Here is a 19,282-nt window from a genome sequence, read left to right on the forward strand (position 1 = left end):
CTGCGCGACACCCATCCGTCGCTGTATGCGGCCTATACGTCGGCCCCGATCGTATTCTTTTGGTCGCGCGTGTCGTGATCGCCGGCGACCACGATCAAACCGGGCTCGCCCGAACGCTGCATCAGATCGAGAGAAGGATCGTGGAACGCAAGACGGTCGTACGTGCGATCCTGGAGCTTGCGCTTCCGGAGGAGCCGGCGCTGGCTTGACGATAGGGCCGCTGTCCACCCGGACCCGAGCATCGGATCTCGGGACCCTGCGTACTGCTCCAAAGGCCCGGGCGCCAGCTATTGATCCGGCAGTAATGATCTTGAAGTTTCGGGATGCGCCATCATGTATGGATGATGGAAGCAACCGACATGAGATCGTTGTCGCGCGAAGCGCGACACGAAAGGCGCGTGCAAGTGATTCGACTGCGCAAGGCGGGTCGCACGTATGACGAGATCGCCGCGCAAACGGGCCTCAGCCGCACGGGCGTGTTCGACATCTGCAAGCGCCACGAGGCCGCCGGTGCCAAGGCGCTGCGGGATGCCCCCGGTGGCCGCAAGCTCGGCGAAGGGCGACGCCTGGACGCGGCCCAGGAGGCGGCGGTGCGCAAGCTGATCTCCGACAAGACGCCCGATCAACTGAAGATGTCGTACGCACTGTGGACGCGCGCGGCGGTGGGCGAACTCATCGAGCAGCGCTTTGGCGTTCGGCTGCCGGTGCGCACGATGGGGCTGTACCTGGCGCGCTGGGGCTTCACGCCTCAGAAGCCAATGAAGAAGGCCTACGAACAGTCGCCTGCGGCGGTGAAGAAGTGGCTCGAGGAGGAATACCCGGTGATCGCCGCGTGCGCCAAGGTCGAGGGCGCCGAGATCCATTGGGGCGACGAGACGGGGCTTCGCAGCGACGACGTGCGCGGGCGCAGCTACGCGCCCAAGGGCGAGACGCCGGTCGTGCGGGTGAACAGCAAGCGCCATGGCCTGTCGGTCATCTCCACGGTCACCAACAAGGGGCAGATGCGCTGGAAGGCCTTCGACGGCGCGCTCAACTCCGACATCCTGATCGACTTCCTGCGCCGGCTCATCAAGGACGCGGCTCGCAAGGTCTATCTGATCCTGGACAACCTGCGGGTGCACCACAGCAAGCCCGTGAAGGCCTGGCTGGCCGAGCACAAGCACGAGATCGAGGTGTTCTATCTTCCCAGCTACAGCCCGGAGCTCAACCCCAACGAGATGGCCAACGCCGATCTGAAGCAGGCCGTCACCAAGCTCGCACCGGCGCGCACGAAGTTGCAGTTGGTCAAGGCCACGGCCAAGCACCTGCGTAGCGTGCAGCGCAAACCTGAGCGCATCAAGAGCTACTTCGAACACGAGCCGGTTCGCTATGCCGCCTGATTCAAGATCGTTGATGCCGGCTCAATAATGCCTGTCAAGGTTTGTTAAGGCGGGCCTTGCTCCTCCAGGCAGTCCCGGAAGACGAGGGCGCCGGCGATTCGTGACAGGCTGGGTGCCTGCCATTAAACTGACGATTGCTAGTGTCGTGAGTTAGAAGTTCGCAAACAAAATCTCTCGACACTTGCGAGGATGTTGTCGGCGGTCTTGGACCAGACGAACGGCTTGGGGTCGTCATTGTTGTGCTTGATGTAGTGCCTGATCGCCTGTTCGAGTTGTCGTGTGGAGCGATGAGTGCCGCGGCGGATGTACTTTTGCGTCAGGGTGGCAAACCAGCGTTCGACCTGGTTCAGCCAAGACGCAGAGGTCGGCGTGAAGTGCACGTGAAAGCGCGGATGCCGGGCAAGCCAGTTCCTGATTGCAGGAGTCTTGTGTGTTCCGTAGTTGTCCATCACGAGGTGGATGTCCAGCACTTGCGGCACGTTGGCCTCGATGGTGCGCAGGAACTGCAGGAATTCGGTGCTTCGATGGCGGCGATGCAAGTCCCCGATGACCGAGCCGGTGGCAATGTCCAACGCCGCAAACAGCGTGGTGGTGCCATGGCGCTCGTAGTCGTGGGTACGCCGCTCGGGGATGCCTGGCGCCAGCGGCAGCAAGGGTTGCGTGCGATCGAGTGCCTGAATTTGGCTCTTCTCGTCCACGCACAGCACCATCGCCTTGAGCGGCGGATCAAGGTAAAGCCCGACGATGTCGCGCACCTTCTCGACGAACAGTGGATCGTTGGAGAGCTTGAAGGTCTCCTGGCGATGAGGTTGAAGTCCGAAGGCACGCCAGATGCGAGACACGGCCGTTTGGGACATCCCGGTTTCGCGCGCCATGGTGCGGGTGCTCCAATGCGTCGCCGCGACGGGGGTGCTCTCCAGCGTCTTGGCGATCACGGCGTCGACGCGCGCGTCGTCGATCGTTCGCGGTGCGCCAGGCCGAGGGGCGTCCAGCAGCCCGTCCAGCCGATGCTCGACGAATCGGGCACGCCACTTCGAAACCGTCTGCTGCGTCACGCGCTGGCGGCCTGCAACCACCTTGTTGTCCACTCCTTCGGCGCAGGCCAGAACAATGCGAGCGCGCAACGCCAGCGCCTGTGCGGTCTTACGCCGCAGCGTCAGCGCCGTGAGTTGCTCGCGTTCGGCTTCGCTCAGCACCAGTTCTGCCTTGGGTCTTCCTCGCATGGTCGCCTCGTCGTGTGTACACGGTACACGATCGATTCGACGCCATCAGATTAGTTCAATGAACTTCTAACTCACGACACTAGGCCAGCGCCGGCCCGGGGCCGGACAGCGCGAGCCCGCGCGCTCCAACTCGAGGCAATAGCGAATGACGAGGAGAGAAATATGGACCTGCCCACGCTCGGCGTGGCGCCACATGTTCTCGTGGTCGACGACGATCCGTCGATACGCCAGATGCTGGTCGACTTCCTCGGCGACTATGACTACAAGGTCAGTGCGGTCGCCTCCAGCGCGGAAATGACGGAAGTCCTGACAGGTAGCGTGATCGACTTGCTGGTCCTCGACGTCCGCCTGCCCGACGAAGACGGCATCCAGATTGCACGCCGGCTGCGCGAGCAGTCCGACTTGGCCATCATCGTGATCACCGGAAGGCGCGATGAAGCCGACCGCGTGATGGCGCTCGAACTCGGCGCCGACGACTACCTGACGAAGCCCTTCTCGCCGCGCGAGCTACTGGCCCGCGTTCGCGCGCTCCTGCGTCGCTCGAAGATGCAATCGGTGGCGGCCAAGCGCGAGGCCGGCATCCGCGCCTACCGCTTCGCCGGGTGGGAACTCAATATGGGCTTGCGCAGGCTCTCTTCGCCGCAAGGGAAAGTCATCAGCCTGTCCAACGGCGAGTACAACCTGCTCACAGCCTTTCTGGGAGCGCCGCAACGAGTGCTAACGCGCGCCCAGCTACTCGAGCTCTCCCGCTTGCATGACGACGAAGTCTATGACCGATCGATCGACGTGCAGATCGGTCGTCTGCGCCGGAAACTGGAGACGGAGGGCCAGCCTCCCTTGATCCGCACCGATCGCGGCGCGGGCTACACCTTCATTCCGAAGGTCGAGATCTTGCGTTAGAGGCAGCGCTCGGCATCGGAGCCAGTACGGTGCTTCCCAAGCCGTTTACCCTCAAGGCGCGCTTGTCGGCGATGGCCGCGTCGTTCGAAGAGCGAGTGAGGCAAAACGTCGTGCTGCGCTACGTATTGGCACCCGGCTGCGTCCTGATCGGGGTGCTGACGATGAGCGCATGCCGGAAATGTCAGGCTCGGCGCTGATCCGCGAAGTGCGTGGGATGCGCAGCTCCATGCCCGTCGTGCTGATGATCGGATATCTGGGACCAACGGCGGGAAGAGCGCGTGAAATCGGTCTGTCCGACACGCCGGTCGTGGCGCCGGACGCCGCCTCGGCGAACGAAGTCGACGAAGTCCTGCAGAAGCCGCTTTCGGCGCGTGACCTCGCCATGAGCCTGTCCAGGGTGTTTCGACTCTAGTGTGAAGTCGAGAGCTTCGTATTCGAGTGACGGCATTGGAATGCGCCGATGACGCCATGTTGTATGTCAACGGACACAAAGCTAACGAACCGCCGACGGCATCCATTCGTCGCAATGCGGCCGCATGTCAACCGAGAAACGCGATCGCAATCCAGACATCATGCGGCGACGTGCAGTGCAGACACTGAACTCTCATCGTGCTGCTGGAGCAGAACATGGAAGTCATCACAAGTGTCCGTGACGATCGCGACCTCTTGAGCGAGCGAGCCGTCGTGAGCCCCGGGGAGAATCGGATATGACATTCGCGAATGTCCTGTCCCCTGTCCCAACGCCGCTCACACCGCGCGTCGATCCCCTGGCCTCCAGCTTCGCCGCGAGCTATGCGGGCGTTGTTGCCTTCATCGCAGTGGTCACGGAAGGCAGCTTCTCCCGGGCCGCCGACCGCCTGGGCATCGGCCGCTCGGCGGTGAGCCGCAGCGTCCAGAAGCTCGAAGACCAGCTGAACGTCCGACTTTTCCTTCGGACCACGCGGAGTACGACCCTGACCCGCGAAGGTGACCTCTTCTACGCAAACTGCCACACCGGGGTCGATCGAATCGTTCAGGCCGTCGAGGAGATGCGAGACCTTCGGGATGGACCACCCCGCGGGCATCTTCGCATCAGTTCGGCAGTCGGCTTCGGCCGCAAGGTGGTCGCGCCGCTGCTCGGCGAGTTTCGCGCCGCATACGCCGACGTATCGATCGATCTGGTTCTCGACGACAAGCCGACCGATTTCATCTCGGAGCGGGTCGACATCGCGTTTCGCAACGGACGCATGGAAGACGCTCAGATCATCGCGAAGCAGATCATTCCCATGCAGATGCTGGTCTGCGCCTCGCGCGAATACCGGGACGCCCACGGGCTGCCCGATACGATGGAAGAGCTGGCCAATCACCAATGCATCAACCTGCGCTACTCGTCGGGTCGCATCTGCGAGTGGGAGTTCAAGGTGGACGGGCAGGTCCGCAAATTCCTGCCCCAGGCAAAGCTCACTTACAACGATCCCAATCTGGTGTTGCAGGCCGTACTCGACGGCCACGGCATTGCCCAGATGGCGGGCTACCTGATCTGCGATTCGCTCCGGTCCGGCGCACTCGTTCCTTGCCTGGCGCGGCACGCACCCGATGACCGCGGCCATTACATCTGCTACCTGAGCCGTCAGCACATGCCTTCGCGCATGCGCGTCTTCATCGACTTCATGACCACCAGGATCCGGGCATCCGATCTTCAGTGTCTGACGGACTTCGGAGTACGAACCTGAAAGCCTGAACCATTCCCGTTCCTGACACGTCCACCTTGTCCTTCAACGGCCACACGCGCTAGACATGATGGCCCGTCCTCGGAGGCCGGGCTGACGGAATTGGGTAGACGGGAAGGGTCTGCCTCCTGCAGGAGTACCGTGGGTTGCGCACCGAGGTGCGCCGAGCCACATGCAGAACACCCGAGGGTGTGGTCTGCAGCTTTGCACAGGAGGCAGACATGGAAGAAGTTAGCACCGTTTTTGTGGGTCTGGATGCCCATGCTCAGTCCACGGCCATCGCGGTAGCACACGTCGGGCGCGAGGCACCACGGTTTGTCGGCACGGTCGGTGCTCGCCTGAGCGAGCTGAGCAAGGCGCTGGGCAAGCTGGGCGAGCCCTCGACGCTGTTGATCGTGTACGAGGCCGGGCCCTGTGGCTACGTGCTGGCGCGCGAGCTGCGCGCCAAGGGCTGGCGCTGCGAGGTGGTGGCGCCTTCGCTGATTGCGCGCAAGCCGGGAGAGCGCATCAAGACCGATCGGCGCGACGCACTGAAGCTGGCCGCGCTGGCGCGTTCGGGCGACTTGACGACGGTGAGCGTGCCCGACGAACGCGATGAGGCCATCCGGGATCTGTGTCGTGCCCGGGTGGATGCCGTGAGGGCGCGGCTGAAGGCGCGCCAGCAACTCAAGGCGATGCTGCTGCGCCACGGGCGCCGCTACACGGGCAAGACGTCGTGGACGGCGGCCCACGAACGCTATCTGGCCACACTCGGCTTCGCGCATCCGGCCCAGGATATTGCCTATACCGAATACCGGCTGGCAGTCAGCGAGGCCGATGCGCGCGTGCGGCGCCTGACCGAGGCCCTGGCACAGCAGATCGAGAACTGGCGCATGCTGGCGGTGGTGCGCGCGCTGATGACCCTGCGCGGTCTGGACTTGGTGGCGGCCACCACGGTGGTGGCCGAGTTGGGCGACATGCGTCGCTTTGCCCATCCGCGCGATCTCATGGGCTACCTGGGTCTGGTGCCCAGCGAGCGCTCCAGTGGGACGACACGACGCCAGGGCGAGATTACCAAGACCGGCAACGGGCATGCACGCCGTGTGCTCGTGGAGGCCGCCTGGAACTATCGTTTCCCGGCCCGCATCAGCCGTGTCCTGCAGGTGCGACAACAAGATCAACCCGCAGCGGTGCGCGCGATTGCCTGGCGTGCGCAACTGCGCCTGTGCCAGCGCTATCGGCGCCTGAGCCTGCGAGGCATGCACCCGAACAAGGTCTGCGTGGCCATCGCCCGCGAGCTCGCTGGCTTCGTCTGGGATCTGGGCCGCCAGGTCCCTCCGCAGGCGTAACCCCTGTCACGCAGAAGCACCACTGAACTGAGTGTGTTCACACCGCACCCGCAAACCCGACGAATGCACACGATAGGGGAACCCTCGACCGGGCGACTATGTGGGCATCCACCAGGATGATCCCCGTTACTAGAGCGAGGCAGCCCCGCGACGCAGGCATGTAGTGCGGTACCCAAACCGCGGATATCAGTGTGATTCATCGTCGCTGAAGCTGCACGCGTCGTCTCCAAGGTGCGGTGTGACGCCCTTCAAACTTCACTGTCGGTCCCTCGCTATCGCGAACACTTCGCGAGGAACCCCCCCTGCGCCGTCTTGACAAGACGGGCCATATCAGTCGCCATGGCTCATCAACCGGGCGACTGCCCAAGCCAGTTCGGAAAGCGCAACCGGCTTCCTCAGCACCTCGGCGGCGCCCACACGACGAGCCCCCGTCAACAGGTCGGCACTTACATGGCCACTGACGATGAGGGCAGGCAGGTCAGCACGGATGCTGCGAATTTCGCGTATCAACTCCGTTCCCGACAAGCCGGGCATGCGATCGTCCGTGACAACAGCGTCGTAACGTCCGGGCTCTTGGCGGAACGCCTGCAATGCTGTTGCGCTGGAACCGAATGCCTCCGCCTGATAGCCCAGGTCACCGAGGTTCTCCTGCACCAGTCGAGCGAGCGCCACCTCATCGTCGACCACAAGCACGCTCTGTCCCGCGCCCTTGGGTAGGTCGCTCCAGTCGATGCTGCACTCCTTCGCTCTACGCGTCATTCAAAAATTGGATTCGCGCCGAAGTACAGGAATGTGTCCATTCTGTCTCCGCTCTGTGTCAATTGACACGATGGGGCTGCGCACAGGCGGATCAAGGCCGCGCCGTGAGCGGCAGGTATACGGTGAAGGTGCTGCCCCTACCGGGTGAGCTGGCGACGTCGATGGCGCCACCCACATCCGTCACGATCCCATGCACCAGCGAAAGGCCCAGACCGGTACCGACACCGACCTCCTTAGTGGTGAAGAATGGGTCGAAGATGAAGTCTAGAGTTTCCCCACCGATGCCAATGCCACTGTCCCGAACCTCCAGCACGATATAGTCGCCGGCAGCGATCGCGCCGACGGTCATGGCGCGCTCGCCATCCATGCGGCGCAACCGGAGCGATACGCACAACGTTCCGCCGAGCGGCATGGCCTGGATCGCATTGACGGCGAGATTCGTGACCACCTGGTGAATCTGCGTCGGGTCTGCTTGCATCGCCGTGCTGCCGGTCCGCAACGTGGTCTTGATGGAAATGCCTCCAGGCAATTTCGCCGCAAGCAAGTCAAGCGCCTCTCGCACCACGCTTTCGACATTCACGGCAATGCGCTCGCCCACACGGGTTCGGCTGAAAGCAAGGATGCGATCCACCAGCGCTCGTCCGCGCTCACCGGCGACGAGGATGTATTCCAAGTCCTGGTGCAGGCGGCCTTCGCGTGGTAGGTCGCGGAGCATGCGTTCGCCGTAGCCCAGAATGCCACCGAGAATGTTGTTGAAGTAGTGCGCAATGCCGCCTGCGAGCGTTCCCAGCGCTTCCAAGCGCTGCGCCTGGAGAAGCCGGGCCTCCGTTCGCCGCAATTCCTCATCGGCATCGTGCTTCTCCGTCACGTCCAGCATGAAGCCGACGATGCGCAGCGGTCGTTTGTCATTGTCGAACAGCATGCGCCCCTTCGCCTGCAGCCAGCGCACACTGTCGTCCGGATGGACGACGCGATACTCGACGGCCAGTTCGCCGGACCGCGTGGCGCACTCGATCGCCTCCTCCATTGCCGGCCAGTCGGCGGGATGTACGCTCTGCCTCCATGCATCGAAGGGCGCGTACTCGCTGTCCAGCGCCCGCCCGTGCATCGAGGCGAGGTCGGGAGTCCACCGGGCCTGCGCTTCACCCGCCCCTGCGGAGTGGAACTCGAAGGCTACGGCGCGCGCCGCCTGCTGCGCGAGGTCGAGCAACTCCTGGCGTGCACGCAGCGCGGCTTCCGCCTGAACACGCCCGGTGATGTCGGCGGAGGTACCGATGTATTCCTCAGCTTCGCCCCCTATTTCCACGACGGGACGCCCCATGCTGAACATATGTCGCGGTGATCCGTCCGGTAGAACAATGCGGTATTCCAACGCGAACGGTTCTCTGGTTCGAAGGGCGTCATCGAGCACGCGGCGCACCTGCGCGAAGTCGTGCGGGTGGACCGAGTTCAGGAAGCGCTCGACGGTTGGCTCTACGCTGCCGGGCTCGAAGCCGAGCAACCGGTACTGCTCGTCCGACCACAGGGCACGGCCGCTGGCAAGAACCCATCCCCAACTGCCGGTGTGACTGATTCGCTGTCCGTCAGCCAGGAACGCCTCGCTGCGCCGCAATCGCTCGTCGGCTTCCTTGCGCTCGAGACGCTGCTGACCTTCGCGCAACGCCCGGCGCACCGAGTTCACGATCCTGGACCGGCATAGCTTGAGCACGTAGTCCGTGGCGCCGTTCTTGACCGCCTCGATCGCGACCTCCTCGACCAGTACGCTGGCGACGAAAATGAACGGCACATCGGGACAGTGCTCCCGGGCGATTTCCAATGCCGTCATGCCATCGAAAGGGTGGAGCGGAAAATCGGCCAGGATGAGGTCGAGCCCGCCCTTGGTCAATGCTGCGCAGAAGTCGCGTTGCGTCTCGACGCGATGGACGTCGAATACCAGTCCTCCGGCCTCCAGCGCGCTCTGGATCATCTCTGCGTCCCTGGGGTCATCCTCGAGGTGGAGAACGCGCAATGGAGAATCTAAGTACGGCACCTTCCGGCCCGTGGTCTCGGACTGGTCATCGCAGTCGCCGCAGTCTTCCTTCGCTGTGCGCGTCATTCATGCATTAGGTGCGCGCCGAAGCACGGCATTGTGTCTTTCCATCTTGGTTCCGCGTCAACCGACACGATCCCGACGGCCCCTTACCCGGGTGGGATCAGCTCGACTCTCTTCAATGCCCAAGCACTCTTGCGAGACTTGTCGCGAGATCGTGCGCGCGCAGCGGCTTCTTCAGCACCTCGTCAGCGCCCGCGACACGGGCTCGGTCCGACAAGCCGGCACCGATGTAGCCACTCATCAACACGATGGGGATCGCGTTACGGATACCCCGCACCTCCCCGATCAGCGCCCCACCGGACATCTGCGGCATGCGCTCATCCGTGATCACGGCGTCAAAGCGCTGAGGGTCAGCACGGAACGCTGCGAGGGCCGCAGTGCTGGAGCTGAAGCCGACCGCTACGTAGCCAAGCTCCTCCAAGGTGCGCGCAGCAAGGGCTACGAGCGCTTCCTCGTCATCGACGACCATCACGCATTGCCCCTGTCCGCCAGGCAGGTTGAGTTCGGCGCCGTTTTCGGAATCCGTGGCGTCACCCGAGCGCGGCAGGTAGATAGCGAAGGTGCTCCCCTTGCCGATAGTGCTCACGACATCGATCGCTCCGCCAAGTTGGGTGACGATGCCATGCACGAGCGACAGGCCGAGGCCAGTGCCGGCGCCAGCCTCCTTGGTGGTAAAGAACGGCTCGAACATCCGCTCGATGACAGGCGCAGGAATGCCGGAGCCCGTGTCGGCCACGCGGAGCACGATGTAGTCGCCTGTGTCCACGCACCCGATCGTGACCGCGCGTGTCTTCTCGAAGCGCTCCAACCCCAAGGTGACGGAAAGCACGCCGCCGCTCGGCATCGCCTGTGCCGCGTTGGTGCCCAAGTTCATCACGACCTGATGGACCTGCGTGGCATCGCCGAGCAATGCCGCCTTCCCAGAAGAGAGATTCACCTCGAGGCGGACGGCCGCAGTGAGCTGGCCCGAAAGCAAGTTCAGCGCCTCGTGCACCACCTTCTCCACGTGTACAGCGACACGCTCGGCTCCTCCGCTTCTACTGAAAGCGAGAACGCGTTCGACCAACGCGCGCCCGCGTTCGCCCGCAGCCAGGATGGCCTCCAGGTCCCTCCGCAGTCGCGTTCCCACGGTCGCTTGGCGCAGAGCCATCTCGCCGTATCCGAGGATCGCCCCGAGGATGTTATTGAAGTCGTGAGCGATGCCCCCGGCCAGCGTCCCCATGGCCTCGAGCCGATGTGCCTTCTGCAGGTCGGCGTAGAGACGGGCGCTCTCGAGCGCGATCGCCGCCTGTGACGCTAGCAAGTTCAGGATGTCGAACCGAGCCGGCGTGAATGCGCGCGCGGCAAGCGGGTTTTCAAGGTACAACACGCCGATCAGCGCCGTCTGCTTGAGCAGCGGCAGACACAGAACAGACCGCGCCCGTTGCTGACGGATGTACGAGTCCGAGGCAAACGGACCTTCCGCCGCTGCGTCGTCGAGGATGACACTCTCGTGCGTGCGCATCACGTAGTGATAGACGGATTGCGGCAGGCTGCCCGCTGCGACCTCTTGGTTGCGCATCTGCACGTCGACCGAGCCGCCGACGGCCTTCACCTCCGCGACGATCGAGTGCTCACCGTGCCGGGCGAGTATCAGCAGTCCGCGTCCGGCGCCGGCATGCTCGATCGCGATGCGCATGAGCGTGTCGATCATCTTCTCCAGCGCGATCTCGCTAGACAGGGCCTGCGACACCTTGATCACGGTCGCGAGATCGAGCCCTTCGACCGAAGCTCCGATCGTGTTCGTTGGAAGGATCGCTCGTTCCTCCTCACGAAGGCCCGGATGCGCCTCCTCGAGCTGCCGGACCTTCCCGTCAGCGCCCCATCTCCGGTAACAATTCCGGGCCTTTTGCAGGTACAGAATTCCAATGTCCTCGAAGCCCCGGGCAAGATAGAAGCGCGCGGCGAGTTCGTAGGCAAGGCCTTCGTTGTTGACGAAATCGTTCTCGCGCGCTGACCTGATCGCCTTTTCGTAAAGCCGCGCGGCATCGAACTCCCGGCCTTCGATGCGCGCAATTTCGGCGCCGACCAGCGCCACGCGGTTCTCGAAGTTCTCCGGGCAATTGGCCACCCACACCTCCTGCTGCTTCTGATGCACGCTCAGGGCTTCGAGGTGTCGCTGGCGCGCGTCGCCTGTCGCGGAATCGAGGGTTGCCGCCCGCGAGAGTGCGCTGTAGTAGTGGAATTCCGCCGCTTCAAAAAACGAGGGTGATGTCCAGATCAAGCGCTTCGCATTGACTGACGCCTCGATCGCGGACGGATAGTCGCCCGCGAGGAATCGCGCCTGTATCTTTCGGATCCAATACCAGCATTCCGGCAGAACCAAGGCAGGGTCAGTTGCCAAGTGACGCTCAAACCGAAACTCGTCGAAACGCTCATCGTTGAACACGCCGAATTTCCCCGTCGAGCCACGGAGCGTTCGGATGAGCGCGAGCTGCACGGTGATGATGTCTATGACGAGGCCAAACTGTGTATTCGTCGCGAATTCGAGACCTTTCTCAGCTTCGCGTTGCACTTCGGCCAAAGGATCTCCCGCGGCGAGAAGACTGGTGTACAGATCGTTGCAGCTGTACCCAGCATGGATGAGATCACCGATCCGGTTCGCGATGTCAAATGTGCGATGAAACAGCCCCTGTGCCGTTTTGATGTGCCTGGTCCATGGCACTATGAGAGTTCCAAAGGACAGATAGGTACGGGCCAGATGGCGATGCAGCCCGCGTTCCTCCACCAAGTCATAGCCGAGCTTGCCAAGCCGGAACCCGACCTGATAGTTCCCGAAGTGAGGTCCGGCGAGCATTCCCAACCAAACGTAGGCGTAGCAGGACGCGTCGCTGTTGCCGTGCTTCAGACTGAGGTTGACCATCCGACAGAGCACCAGGCCGAGAAGTCGGACATCGGTAAACAACGCAGGTGCCGAGACCTCCGTGAGAACATCCAGAACATCGAGCATGTTCGGATCGGTCATCAGCGGCAAGTCGACGAGGTCCTCGATCTGACAGTCTCCCAGCAACGACCAGATCCGCTCGTACTCCCGCAATACCTCCGCTTCGGTAGGGTGCGCCGACCAGTCCGTGCCGCGACCTTTCATGTATTCGAGAAAGACCTCTACTGCGCGGTCGGCACGGCCTGTATGGAGCGTCAGGCGAAGGCGCGTCACGAGAGCGACTTCGTGGGCGCTCTTCGCGCGCCCGGCCAACATGGAAAGTCGATTCTCCGCAGCCGCCAGCTCCGCAGTCAGCAATTCGCACTCGGCCAGGAGACATTCGATGGAAAAGACAAGGGCATGGTTGTGATTCCAAGTCTCGTCCGTCAGCAGGCCGCGTCCCGCGCGGAGGTACTTGAGCGCCGAGGCATACGCCGTCGATGCCTTTGCGCGCCTGCCCGCGGTGAGATTCAATGCCGCGATGCGTTCACGCTCGGCCATCGACGAGATCAGGTGAAGACCTCGATTGAACTGGTTGACGATCTCAAAGATCCCCTCCTCGATCTTGTCCGGCTGCGTGTGCGATGCCATCACCATGCCGATCCGAAGGTGCGTCTCAGCGCGCAATTCCTCAGGGATGAGGGAATAGGCCGCTTCCTGGACCCGATCGTGAAGGAAGTGATACGAGTCTTTCGAGCGCATGATGAAACCCGCGCCTGCCGCTGCCTCCAGTTGGGCATGCATTTGCTCCATGGAGTCCGGGTACACCATATTCAGCATCCCGAAGTCCGCGGTGTTGCCGAGGCAGGCCAGTTGCTTCAATGCGTCCTGGGTTTCGGGGACTAGGCCGGCCAACTTTCCGACAATAAGGTCCACCACGTTGTCGGAATATCCCTTCGCGTCAATGCGATCGAGATCCCAAGCCCAACGCCCTTCGATATGTTCGAAGGAAATCAAGCCTTCTTCGAAGAGGGAGGAAATGAACTGGATCGCAAAGAATGGATTGCCGGTGGTCTTGCCATGGACCAATTTTGCAAGCGGGCCGGCACGCTCTGGAGCGGAGTGAAGAGACTCTGCAACTAACTGCTCCATGTCCTCCCGAGTCAATGGAGCGAGGACAATGTCCTGCACCAATGCTCCTGCCTGGCGCAGGGCATTCAGCTTGCGTACCAACGGATGAGTCGGGTCCACTTCATTGTCACGGTACGCGCCGATCAACAGCAAGTGCTTCACATCCGGCTGCGTCAGCAGATCCTCCACCAGATCGAGCGTTGCCGCGTCGAGCCATTGCAAATCGTCGAGAAAGAGCGCCAGCGGATGCTCCGGCTGGGCGAAGACTCCGATGAACCGCCGGAACACGAGCTGGAAACGCCCTCGCGCGTCCTGGGGCGAAAGGTCCGGCGCCGGTGGCTGCTCTCCGATGATCGGCGTCAGATCGGGGACCAACTCGGTCACGAGGCGGCCGTTCGGCCCCAGTGCCTCGCGCAACGCATCGCGCCAAGGGGCGAGATCGACATCGCTCTTGCCGAGGAGGTCCCGAACGAGGGTCTGAAGGGCCTTGGCGAGCGTTGAGTAGGGGATATTGCGCTTGTATTGATCGAACTTCCCGGACGCGTAGAGGCCACGCGATGGGACCAGCACCTTCTGCAATTCGCTCACCACTGACGACTTTCCGATGCCCGAGTAGCCGGACACCAGTACCAGTTCAGCCGGACCACCCCGGACCACTCGGTCGAAGGCGGTGAGCAACGTCTTGACCTCGCGTTCGCGCCCGTAAAGCTTTTCTGGGATGAGGAGCCGGTCGGACAGGTCCTGCAGACCCAGCGCGAAGTCTTCGTCAATGCGTCCGGACTTCCAATGCGAAAGACAGCGGTGCAGGTCAGCAGCCACGCCAGCGGCAGTCTGGTATCGCTCTTCGGGCGTCTTCGAGAGGAGCTTGACGACGATTGCAGAGATCATGGCAGGCGTTCCAGGAGAACGCTCGACGGGCGGCACCGGCTGGCGTGCGACATGGCAATGGATAAGCTCCATCGGGTCATTGGTAGTGAACGGCCGTTCGCCCGTGAGCAGCTCGTAGAACGTCGCACCGAGCGAATAAAGGTCGCTGCGAGCGTCGACCGATCTGTTCATGCGTCCCGTCTGCTCGGGCGCCATGTACGCAAGGGATCCCGCGATCGTTTCCGGCAGGTCCGGTGCTTGGCGCTCGCGTGTCAAGCGCGAGGCGATGCCGAACCCAGTGAGCCAGCCCTCGCCAGTCGCAAGGTCAATGAGGAAGTGATCAGGCTTCACATCCTTGTGGATCAGACCCTGGGCATGAACGCGGCCGAGTGTGACCGCCATGCCGATGGCGGCGCGCAAAAAGTCGCCCGTGTTCCAGGGGCGTCGGAGAAGCCCACTCAGGGGTTCGCCGCCAGGATCGCTCAACACGAGCAGGCTGCGTCCGCGCTCCTGCGTCAAAGTGATCGGCTTGGCCGCCCACCTCGGGTCGAGACTTTCGCTTAATGCGAATTCGTCCTTCAGCCGTTTGACGCTTCTGGGCGCCGGTTGATCCGAAGCGGCTTCGAGCACCAGAACTGTGTCCGCATCTCGCTCGGCGGCGCGCCGGGACAGGACGAACTCGCCATCGCGACGGAGTACCGTCACGCGGGGCCATGCGTCTTGAAGCGAAAGAGCCATCCTGAGCACTCCGTCTCGAGCCGATGCTTTCTAGTTCGGCGGCGCAGGGCAACGCGACCACCGCCTGACTCACGGAGTCAGTCTGACATTTTCGCACGCGTCGCGCGAAGGACACCAATTGCGCCGCGAGGAAATCGATGAACAGCCGCACCCGTGCCGGTGCGTCGCGTTCGAAGGCGTGCAAGGCGTACATCGGCGCCAACGGCAGCGGAACGTCCTTTGATGGTGCAAAGGGACGGCACATTGACGACAACGGGAAAGGGGCAGCTGATGGGATTGCGTCGATGCTGATGGGTCGGGTAACACCGGCTTCAGCCTGCCGCCATCCATGCTCTGGCAAGGACGAATTCGCCAGCCTCTTGCGAGCGAGCGGCCGCCCGATGGACCGATTTGCCGCGGTCCCCAAGGTCCTGTTGCGATCAGTGCGCGAGGCGTTGGGGTCGCCCAGCGTGAGCATCGCCAGCCTCCGGTCGCTCTATGAACGTCGCCAGACGTTGTACGAGCACCAGGCCTGGGCCCGCACGTATCTTGGCCTGAGCGACTTGGATGAAATTCAGCGGCAGAAGATCGAACAGGTTCTCGCGGTCGCTGCCCTCGAGGCCGCACATCCCGGCGACCTGGTGCGAACCGCGCGCATCTGGCTGTACGGCCGGCGAATCATCATTCCGGGTCCACGCCGAACTGCCGACTGGGCTCGCAAGGCTTTCGACGCCACGGAGGCGGCAATGGCCGCAACGATCGAAGCGGCGATTGGGAAGGCGGCGCTGCGCGAAGCCATCGACTGGGCCTATGCGCCCTCCCCCGCGACCTCAGGCCGACATTGATTTCCTTTTTTCGGATGGCCGCATTCTGCGGCAACCGACCGTCCGCTTCGGGGCAAACTGGAGGCCGCCTCCGAATGACTGACAATGTGGCGCGCTGCAGTCAACCCGCAAGTTGCATCGATCTTCCGCAATGGGCACGGAACCGCAATGCGCAGGCACTTCGGAGAAGGTCGGAAGCGGGCCGCGAAGCTGACGGCCCGCGAGGCACCGCGGACTACCGCTCGCGCTGCAGTCCCGGTGCTCAATCCGGGCCAACAGCGGAAGTGCGAGCGCGCACGGTAGGTGGGCGCGTCGAAGCGCCTGGTCGAGTAGCTCCAGGCGCACGCTGGTGAGACGACGCCCAGGTGAACACTGGCTCGCAGCCCGACCCGCCCAAGGCAAAGGCGACGGCTGCCTGTTCCATGAGCATCTCAGCGGCAAGCCGCGTGGGCTGGTGCTTCGCGTGCCGCCTTCCTCTGCGAACCCACAACCTTATCCACAGAAATCGGGCGCAACTCGCCAGCCGTCGGTCCAGGTTCGCGGGTTCGACCCCCTCCACGACGCAGACTCGGAGGCCCAAAATGTGCGGATGACATGTCCCGATGAACGCCTCGATGCCGCAGTACGCAAGGTGCGGCCCTACCAGATGAACCAATGGGTGGGTAACCTCACTCCCTCCGAGGCCAAGGCACTGCTGAATGCCGGCGCCACCGCGGCATACGGTGACATCGCCTGGATTGAAGCGGGACTTCAAGCCGGCAACGAAGAAGGTGTCCGGTGGATCTATTTCGCGGCAAACCCTCCCTTGAGGGCGCTGTTGCGCGCGAGGGGCCCGGCAACCCGACGCGTGAAGTCTCCAGCCGAGACTTGATTTCTGCTGTCGGCAGCCGACCCCAGTGTCGCGCAGTGTAGGGCTTTCGACCGTATCACTTGTCCCAGGAAGGCGCAGTGCGCGATTGCCGATGCAATGAACTGCTTGGCCCGTGAGCGGCCCGGCGCGTGGAGCGGGCTATGGTCGGCCGACAGTCAAGGGACCGCGTGCAGCCGTGCCGCAATTTCGGCGCCGCCTGCCTGCGAGCTTGTCCGAATTCACATCCAGCGGTACTTCTCGCTCACCAAGTCCAACGCGAATCGGATGGGATCGCCGCCATCGCCACTCAGGCCAGTGAAGCGCCAGTGCCTGAGCCAGAGTCTGTCTTGGTTGACGATACCTCGTTCGAGCGCACCACAGGGAACGGCGGCAGTCCGGCCAGGATATCGCGCCCGTAGCGCATCGTCACCAGACGCGTATCGCACACGGTGATCACGGCATGGTCGCTCACGGTACGCACGCCGCGGCCAGCCCATTGCGCCAGCTTCATCGCCGCGCGCGGCACGGCGATCTCGAGGAACGGGTCACGACCCTGGCCGCTCAACCATTCGGCCAACGCTTCCTCCACCGGCGAGTTGGGCGGGGTGAAGGGGAGCTTGTCGATCACCACGTGCTCACACAGTGCCCCCGGCAAGTCGATGCCTTCGCCGAAGGATTGCAACCCGAAGATGATGCTGCGCTTGCCGCGGGCAACGCGACGGCCGTGCTCGGCCAACAACTCGGTGCGTGAGCGTTCGCCTTGCATCTGAACCTGCTCAGTCAAGTCTCTCGGCAGTGCGGCGTGGCAGGCCTCCATCTGGCGCCTGGAGGTGAAGAGCACCAGCTGACCATGGCTATGCTCGCGCAGCAGCACCGGCAGCGTGCGGCACAGCTCCTCCGAAAACTCGGGGCTCTTCGGGGAGTTGCTCATCGGCGCGATGCGCAACTCGCCCTGCCTGGCGTAGTCGAACGGGGACGCGACGATCATGGCGCGCCGTTCAGGGAAGCGGTTCATTCCGCTCAAGCGGTCGAAGAAATCGAAGCGACCGCAGGCGGTCAGCGTGGCCGAGGTGCACACGGCCGCGCTGACGTTCTTCCACAGGCCGCGCGACAGGAGTTGAGCCGCCGTCATCGGGCCGGCACACAGCCAGGCGTCGGCATGCACCGCGGCCGGCATGGCTGGGGGTGGCGGCGCAAACTCCATCCACTTGGCCCAGGGAACCGTGTCGTGCGCGGCCCACGCGCTGAACAGTCGCTGCAGGGTTTCCAGCCGCGACAGATACACCCCCAATTCAACGCCAACCCGCGTCTGCTCGTCGCGCTCGGCGGGGGACTGTGACTCGTCAGGCTCCTTCAAAGCTGTGGCGATGCTCGCAACCACTTTGGCGATCGAGCCGAAGAGGGCGCTCAGCTGTTCGCATTCCGGAATCAGCTCCTCGGGGAGGCGGCCCTGAACAAAGCGGTGAACCGGCTTGTCGGCGCTCACCAGTTGGTTCTGGACCCAGTAGGTTTCAAGGATGCCGATCTTGTCGGTGCACTCGGTAATGGTTTGCCCAAAGGCCGTCAGATCGGGGCGGGTGGAGGCGGGCAAGCCCCGGCTGTTGCGGTTGGCCAGCGCGCGCAAGCTGGCGAGCAAGCTGACGCTGGTGCCGAGCCGGGCACGGTAGGCGAACTGCTCGGCGGCGATGCCGGGCAGGTGGTGCGCCTCGTCGAACACGAACAGCGTCTTGCCAGGCTCGATCAGCGCGCTGTCCGTTTGCAGCGTGGCGAGGATCAGTGCGTGGTTGGCGACCTGGATTGTGGCAGTAGCGGCGCGGCGACGCGCCTTGAAGAACGCGCAGCTCCTGAAGTGCTCGCATTGGCCCCCGTTGCAAGCGCTGGCGCTGGCCTGGACCATCCGCCAGTCCTGGGGGTCGGGTTGCTGCTCCAGGCTATCCATGTCACCGTCCCATTTGCCGCTGCGAAGCGTCCTGGCGACCTTCTTGTACCAGCGCATGGCCTGGGTGGCGTCGCGCGGAACGTTGCGGGCCTGCCAGCTGTCGCCAGTGAACGCACCCTGCAATTCATCGCCGAGCACACCGTCCTGGGCGACATCGTTGACCGCGCCTTCGAGGCGGCTTTCGCAGACGTAGCGACCCCGGCCCTTGAGCAGATCAAAATGCAGGTCCGGAATGATCTTGGCCAGCCGCGGCAGGTCCTTGTGGAACAGTTGCTCCTGCAGTGCGACGGTAGCGGTGGAGACGATGACGGTCTTGTCCAGCAATTCCGAGGCCACGATGGCGGCCAGGCAGTAAGCGACGGTCTTGCCGGTTCCGGTACCCGCTTCGAGCAGGGCCAGGTGATTTCCCGCGCGGCCTTCGTCCTCGGGTGAGCCGGCACTCAGGAAGGTCAATAGGGCCTCCTGCATCATCTGGTGCTGGCCGCGACGCGCGATGAAGCCGGGCCACGTTCTTGCCACCTCACCGTAGAGAAATTCCAGGCGGGTGCGCGCTTGCTCGAGTAACTCGCGGGAGACGCCGGGCGCGTCCTTCAAAACGTCAGGTGCTTTCTCCGATCGACGCGTGCGCCTCGGCGCGGAAGAACTCATGCAACAGATTATCG

The 19,282-nt window shown here is 63.4% G+C and carries 13 protein-coding genes; 8 read left to right on the plus strand and 5 right to left on the minus strand.

The genetic code is table 11. The features are described from left to right. The first annotated feature begins 74 nt into the window (after window positions 1-74). The gene (locus tag VAR608DRAFT_RS38205) at window positions 75-209 is read left to right on the plus strand and encodes a hypothetical protein (protein WP_269458521.1); all 135 of its coding nucleotides are present in this window, start codon (window positions 75-77) and stop codon (window positions 207-209) included. Window positions 210-344: 135 nt separating this feature from the next. Continuing rightward, window positions 345-1,379, plus strand: a complete 1,035-nt coding sequence (locus VAR608DRAFT_RS01130; protein ID WP_088958537.1) for an IS630 family transposase — start codon at window positions 345-347, stop codon at window positions 1,377-1,379. Window positions 1,380-1,516: 137 nt separating this feature from the next. Here the strand turns inward: VAR608DRAFT_RS01130 and VAR608DRAFT_RS01135 are convergent, their stop codons facing one another. Next, the gene (locus tag VAR608DRAFT_RS01135; RefSeq protein ID WP_088952391.1) at window positions 1,517-2,602 is read right to left on the minus strand and encodes an IS630 family transposase; all 1,086 of its coding nucleotides are present in this window, start codon (window positions 2,600-2,602) and stop codon (window positions 1,517-1,519) included. A gap of 162 nt (window positions 2,603-2,764) precedes the next feature. Here VAR608DRAFT_RS01135 and VAR608DRAFT_RS01140 point away from each other — a divergent pair, with 162 nt between their 5' ends. The 4 genes from VAR608DRAFT_RS01140 to VAR608DRAFT_RS01155 all read left to right on the plus strand — a co-directional run bounded on the left by VAR608DRAFT_RS01140 (window position 2,765) and on the right by VAR608DRAFT_RS01155 (window position 6,539). Continuing rightward, window positions 2,765-3,502 carry a response regulator gene (locus tag VAR608DRAFT_RS01140; protein WP_088952392.1) on the plus strand — a complete coding sequence of 246 codons (738 nt, stop codon included), beginning with the start codon at window positions 2,765-2,767 and terminating at the stop codon, window positions 3,500-3,502. Between the two features lie 169 nt (window positions 3,503-3,671). Beyond that, window positions 3,672-3,914 (plus strand): hypothetical protein, encoded by a 243-nt coding sequence (locus VAR608DRAFT_RS01145; RefSeq protein WP_088952393.1) that lies wholly within the window; start codon window positions 3,672-3,674, stop codon window positions 3,912-3,914. A 295-nt stretch (window positions 3,915-4,209) separates the two neighbouring features. After that, complete coding sequence (locus VAR608DRAFT_RS01150; RefSeq protein WP_088952394.1) at window positions 4,210-5,214, plus strand: LysR family transcriptional regulator; 1,005 nt, start codon at window positions 4,210-4,212, stop codon at window positions 5,212-5,214. 218 nt (window positions 5,215-5,432) lie between these two features. Beyond that, complete coding sequence (locus tag VAR608DRAFT_RS01155; protein WP_088952395.1) at window positions 5,433-6,539, plus strand: IS110 family transposase; 1,107 nt, start codon at window positions 5,433-5,435, stop codon at window positions 6,537-6,539. 330 nt (window positions 6,540-6,869) lie between these two features. Here VAR608DRAFT_RS01155 and VAR608DRAFT_RS01160 read toward each other — a convergent pair whose 3' ends face one another. The 3 genes from VAR608DRAFT_RS01160 to VAR608DRAFT_RS01170 form a co-directional block, all read right to left on the minus strand. Next, window positions 6,870-7,298 (minus strand): response regulator, encoded by a 429-nt coding sequence (locus VAR608DRAFT_RS01160; protein ID WP_088952396.1) that lies wholly within the window; start codon window positions 7,296-7,298, stop codon window positions 6,870-6,872. Between the two features lie 91 nt (window positions 7,299-7,389). Beyond that, on the minus strand, window positions 7,390-9,393 hold the full coding sequence (locus VAR608DRAFT_RS01165) for a PAS domain-containing protein (RefSeq protein WP_088952397.1): 2,004 nt from the start codon (window positions 9,391-9,393) through the stop codon (window positions 7,390-7,392). 112 nt (window positions 9,394-9,505) lie between these two features. Further along, entirely contained in the window at window positions 9,506-15,028 is a 5,523-nt protein-coding gene (locus tag VAR608DRAFT_RS01170; RefSeq protein ID WP_088952398.1) for an AAA family ATPase, read from the minus strand. A gap of 137 nt (window positions 15,029-15,165) precedes the next feature. On the opposite strand from VAR608DRAFT_RS01170, the gene VAR608DRAFT_RS01175 reads away from it, so the two are divergent. Both VAR608DRAFT_RS01175 and VAR608DRAFT_RS36615 read left to right on the plus strand, forming a co-directional pair. Further along, window positions 15,166-15,852 carry a DUF4158 domain-containing protein gene (locus tag VAR608DRAFT_RS01175; RefSeq protein ID WP_088952399.1) on the plus strand — a complete coding sequence of 229 codons (687 nt, stop codon included), beginning with the start codon at window positions 15,166-15,168 and terminating at the stop codon, window positions 15,850-15,852. A 568-nt stretch (window positions 15,853-16,420) separates the two neighbouring features. Continuing rightward, on the plus strand, window positions 16,421-16,702 hold the full coding sequence (locus VAR608DRAFT_RS36615; protein ID WP_157730537.1) for a hypothetical protein: 282 nt from the start codon (window positions 16,421-16,423) through the stop codon (window positions 16,700-16,702). Window positions 16,703-16,988: 286 nt separating this feature from the next. Here the strand turns inward: VAR608DRAFT_RS36615 and dinG are convergent, their stop codons facing one another. After that, window positions 16,989-19,268: an ATP-dependent DNA helicase DinG gene (dinG, locus tag VAR608DRAFT_RS01180; protein WP_088952400.1), complete on the minus strand. Its 2,280-nt coding sequence runs from the start codon at window positions 19,266-19,268 to the stop codon at window positions 16,989-16,991. Window positions 19,269-19,282: the final 14 nt, after the last annotated feature.

Source organism: Variovorax sp. HW608, assembly GCF_900090195.1.
Lineage (GTDB): Bacteria > Pseudomonadota > Gammaproteobacteria > Burkholderiales > Burkholderiaceae_C > Variovorax.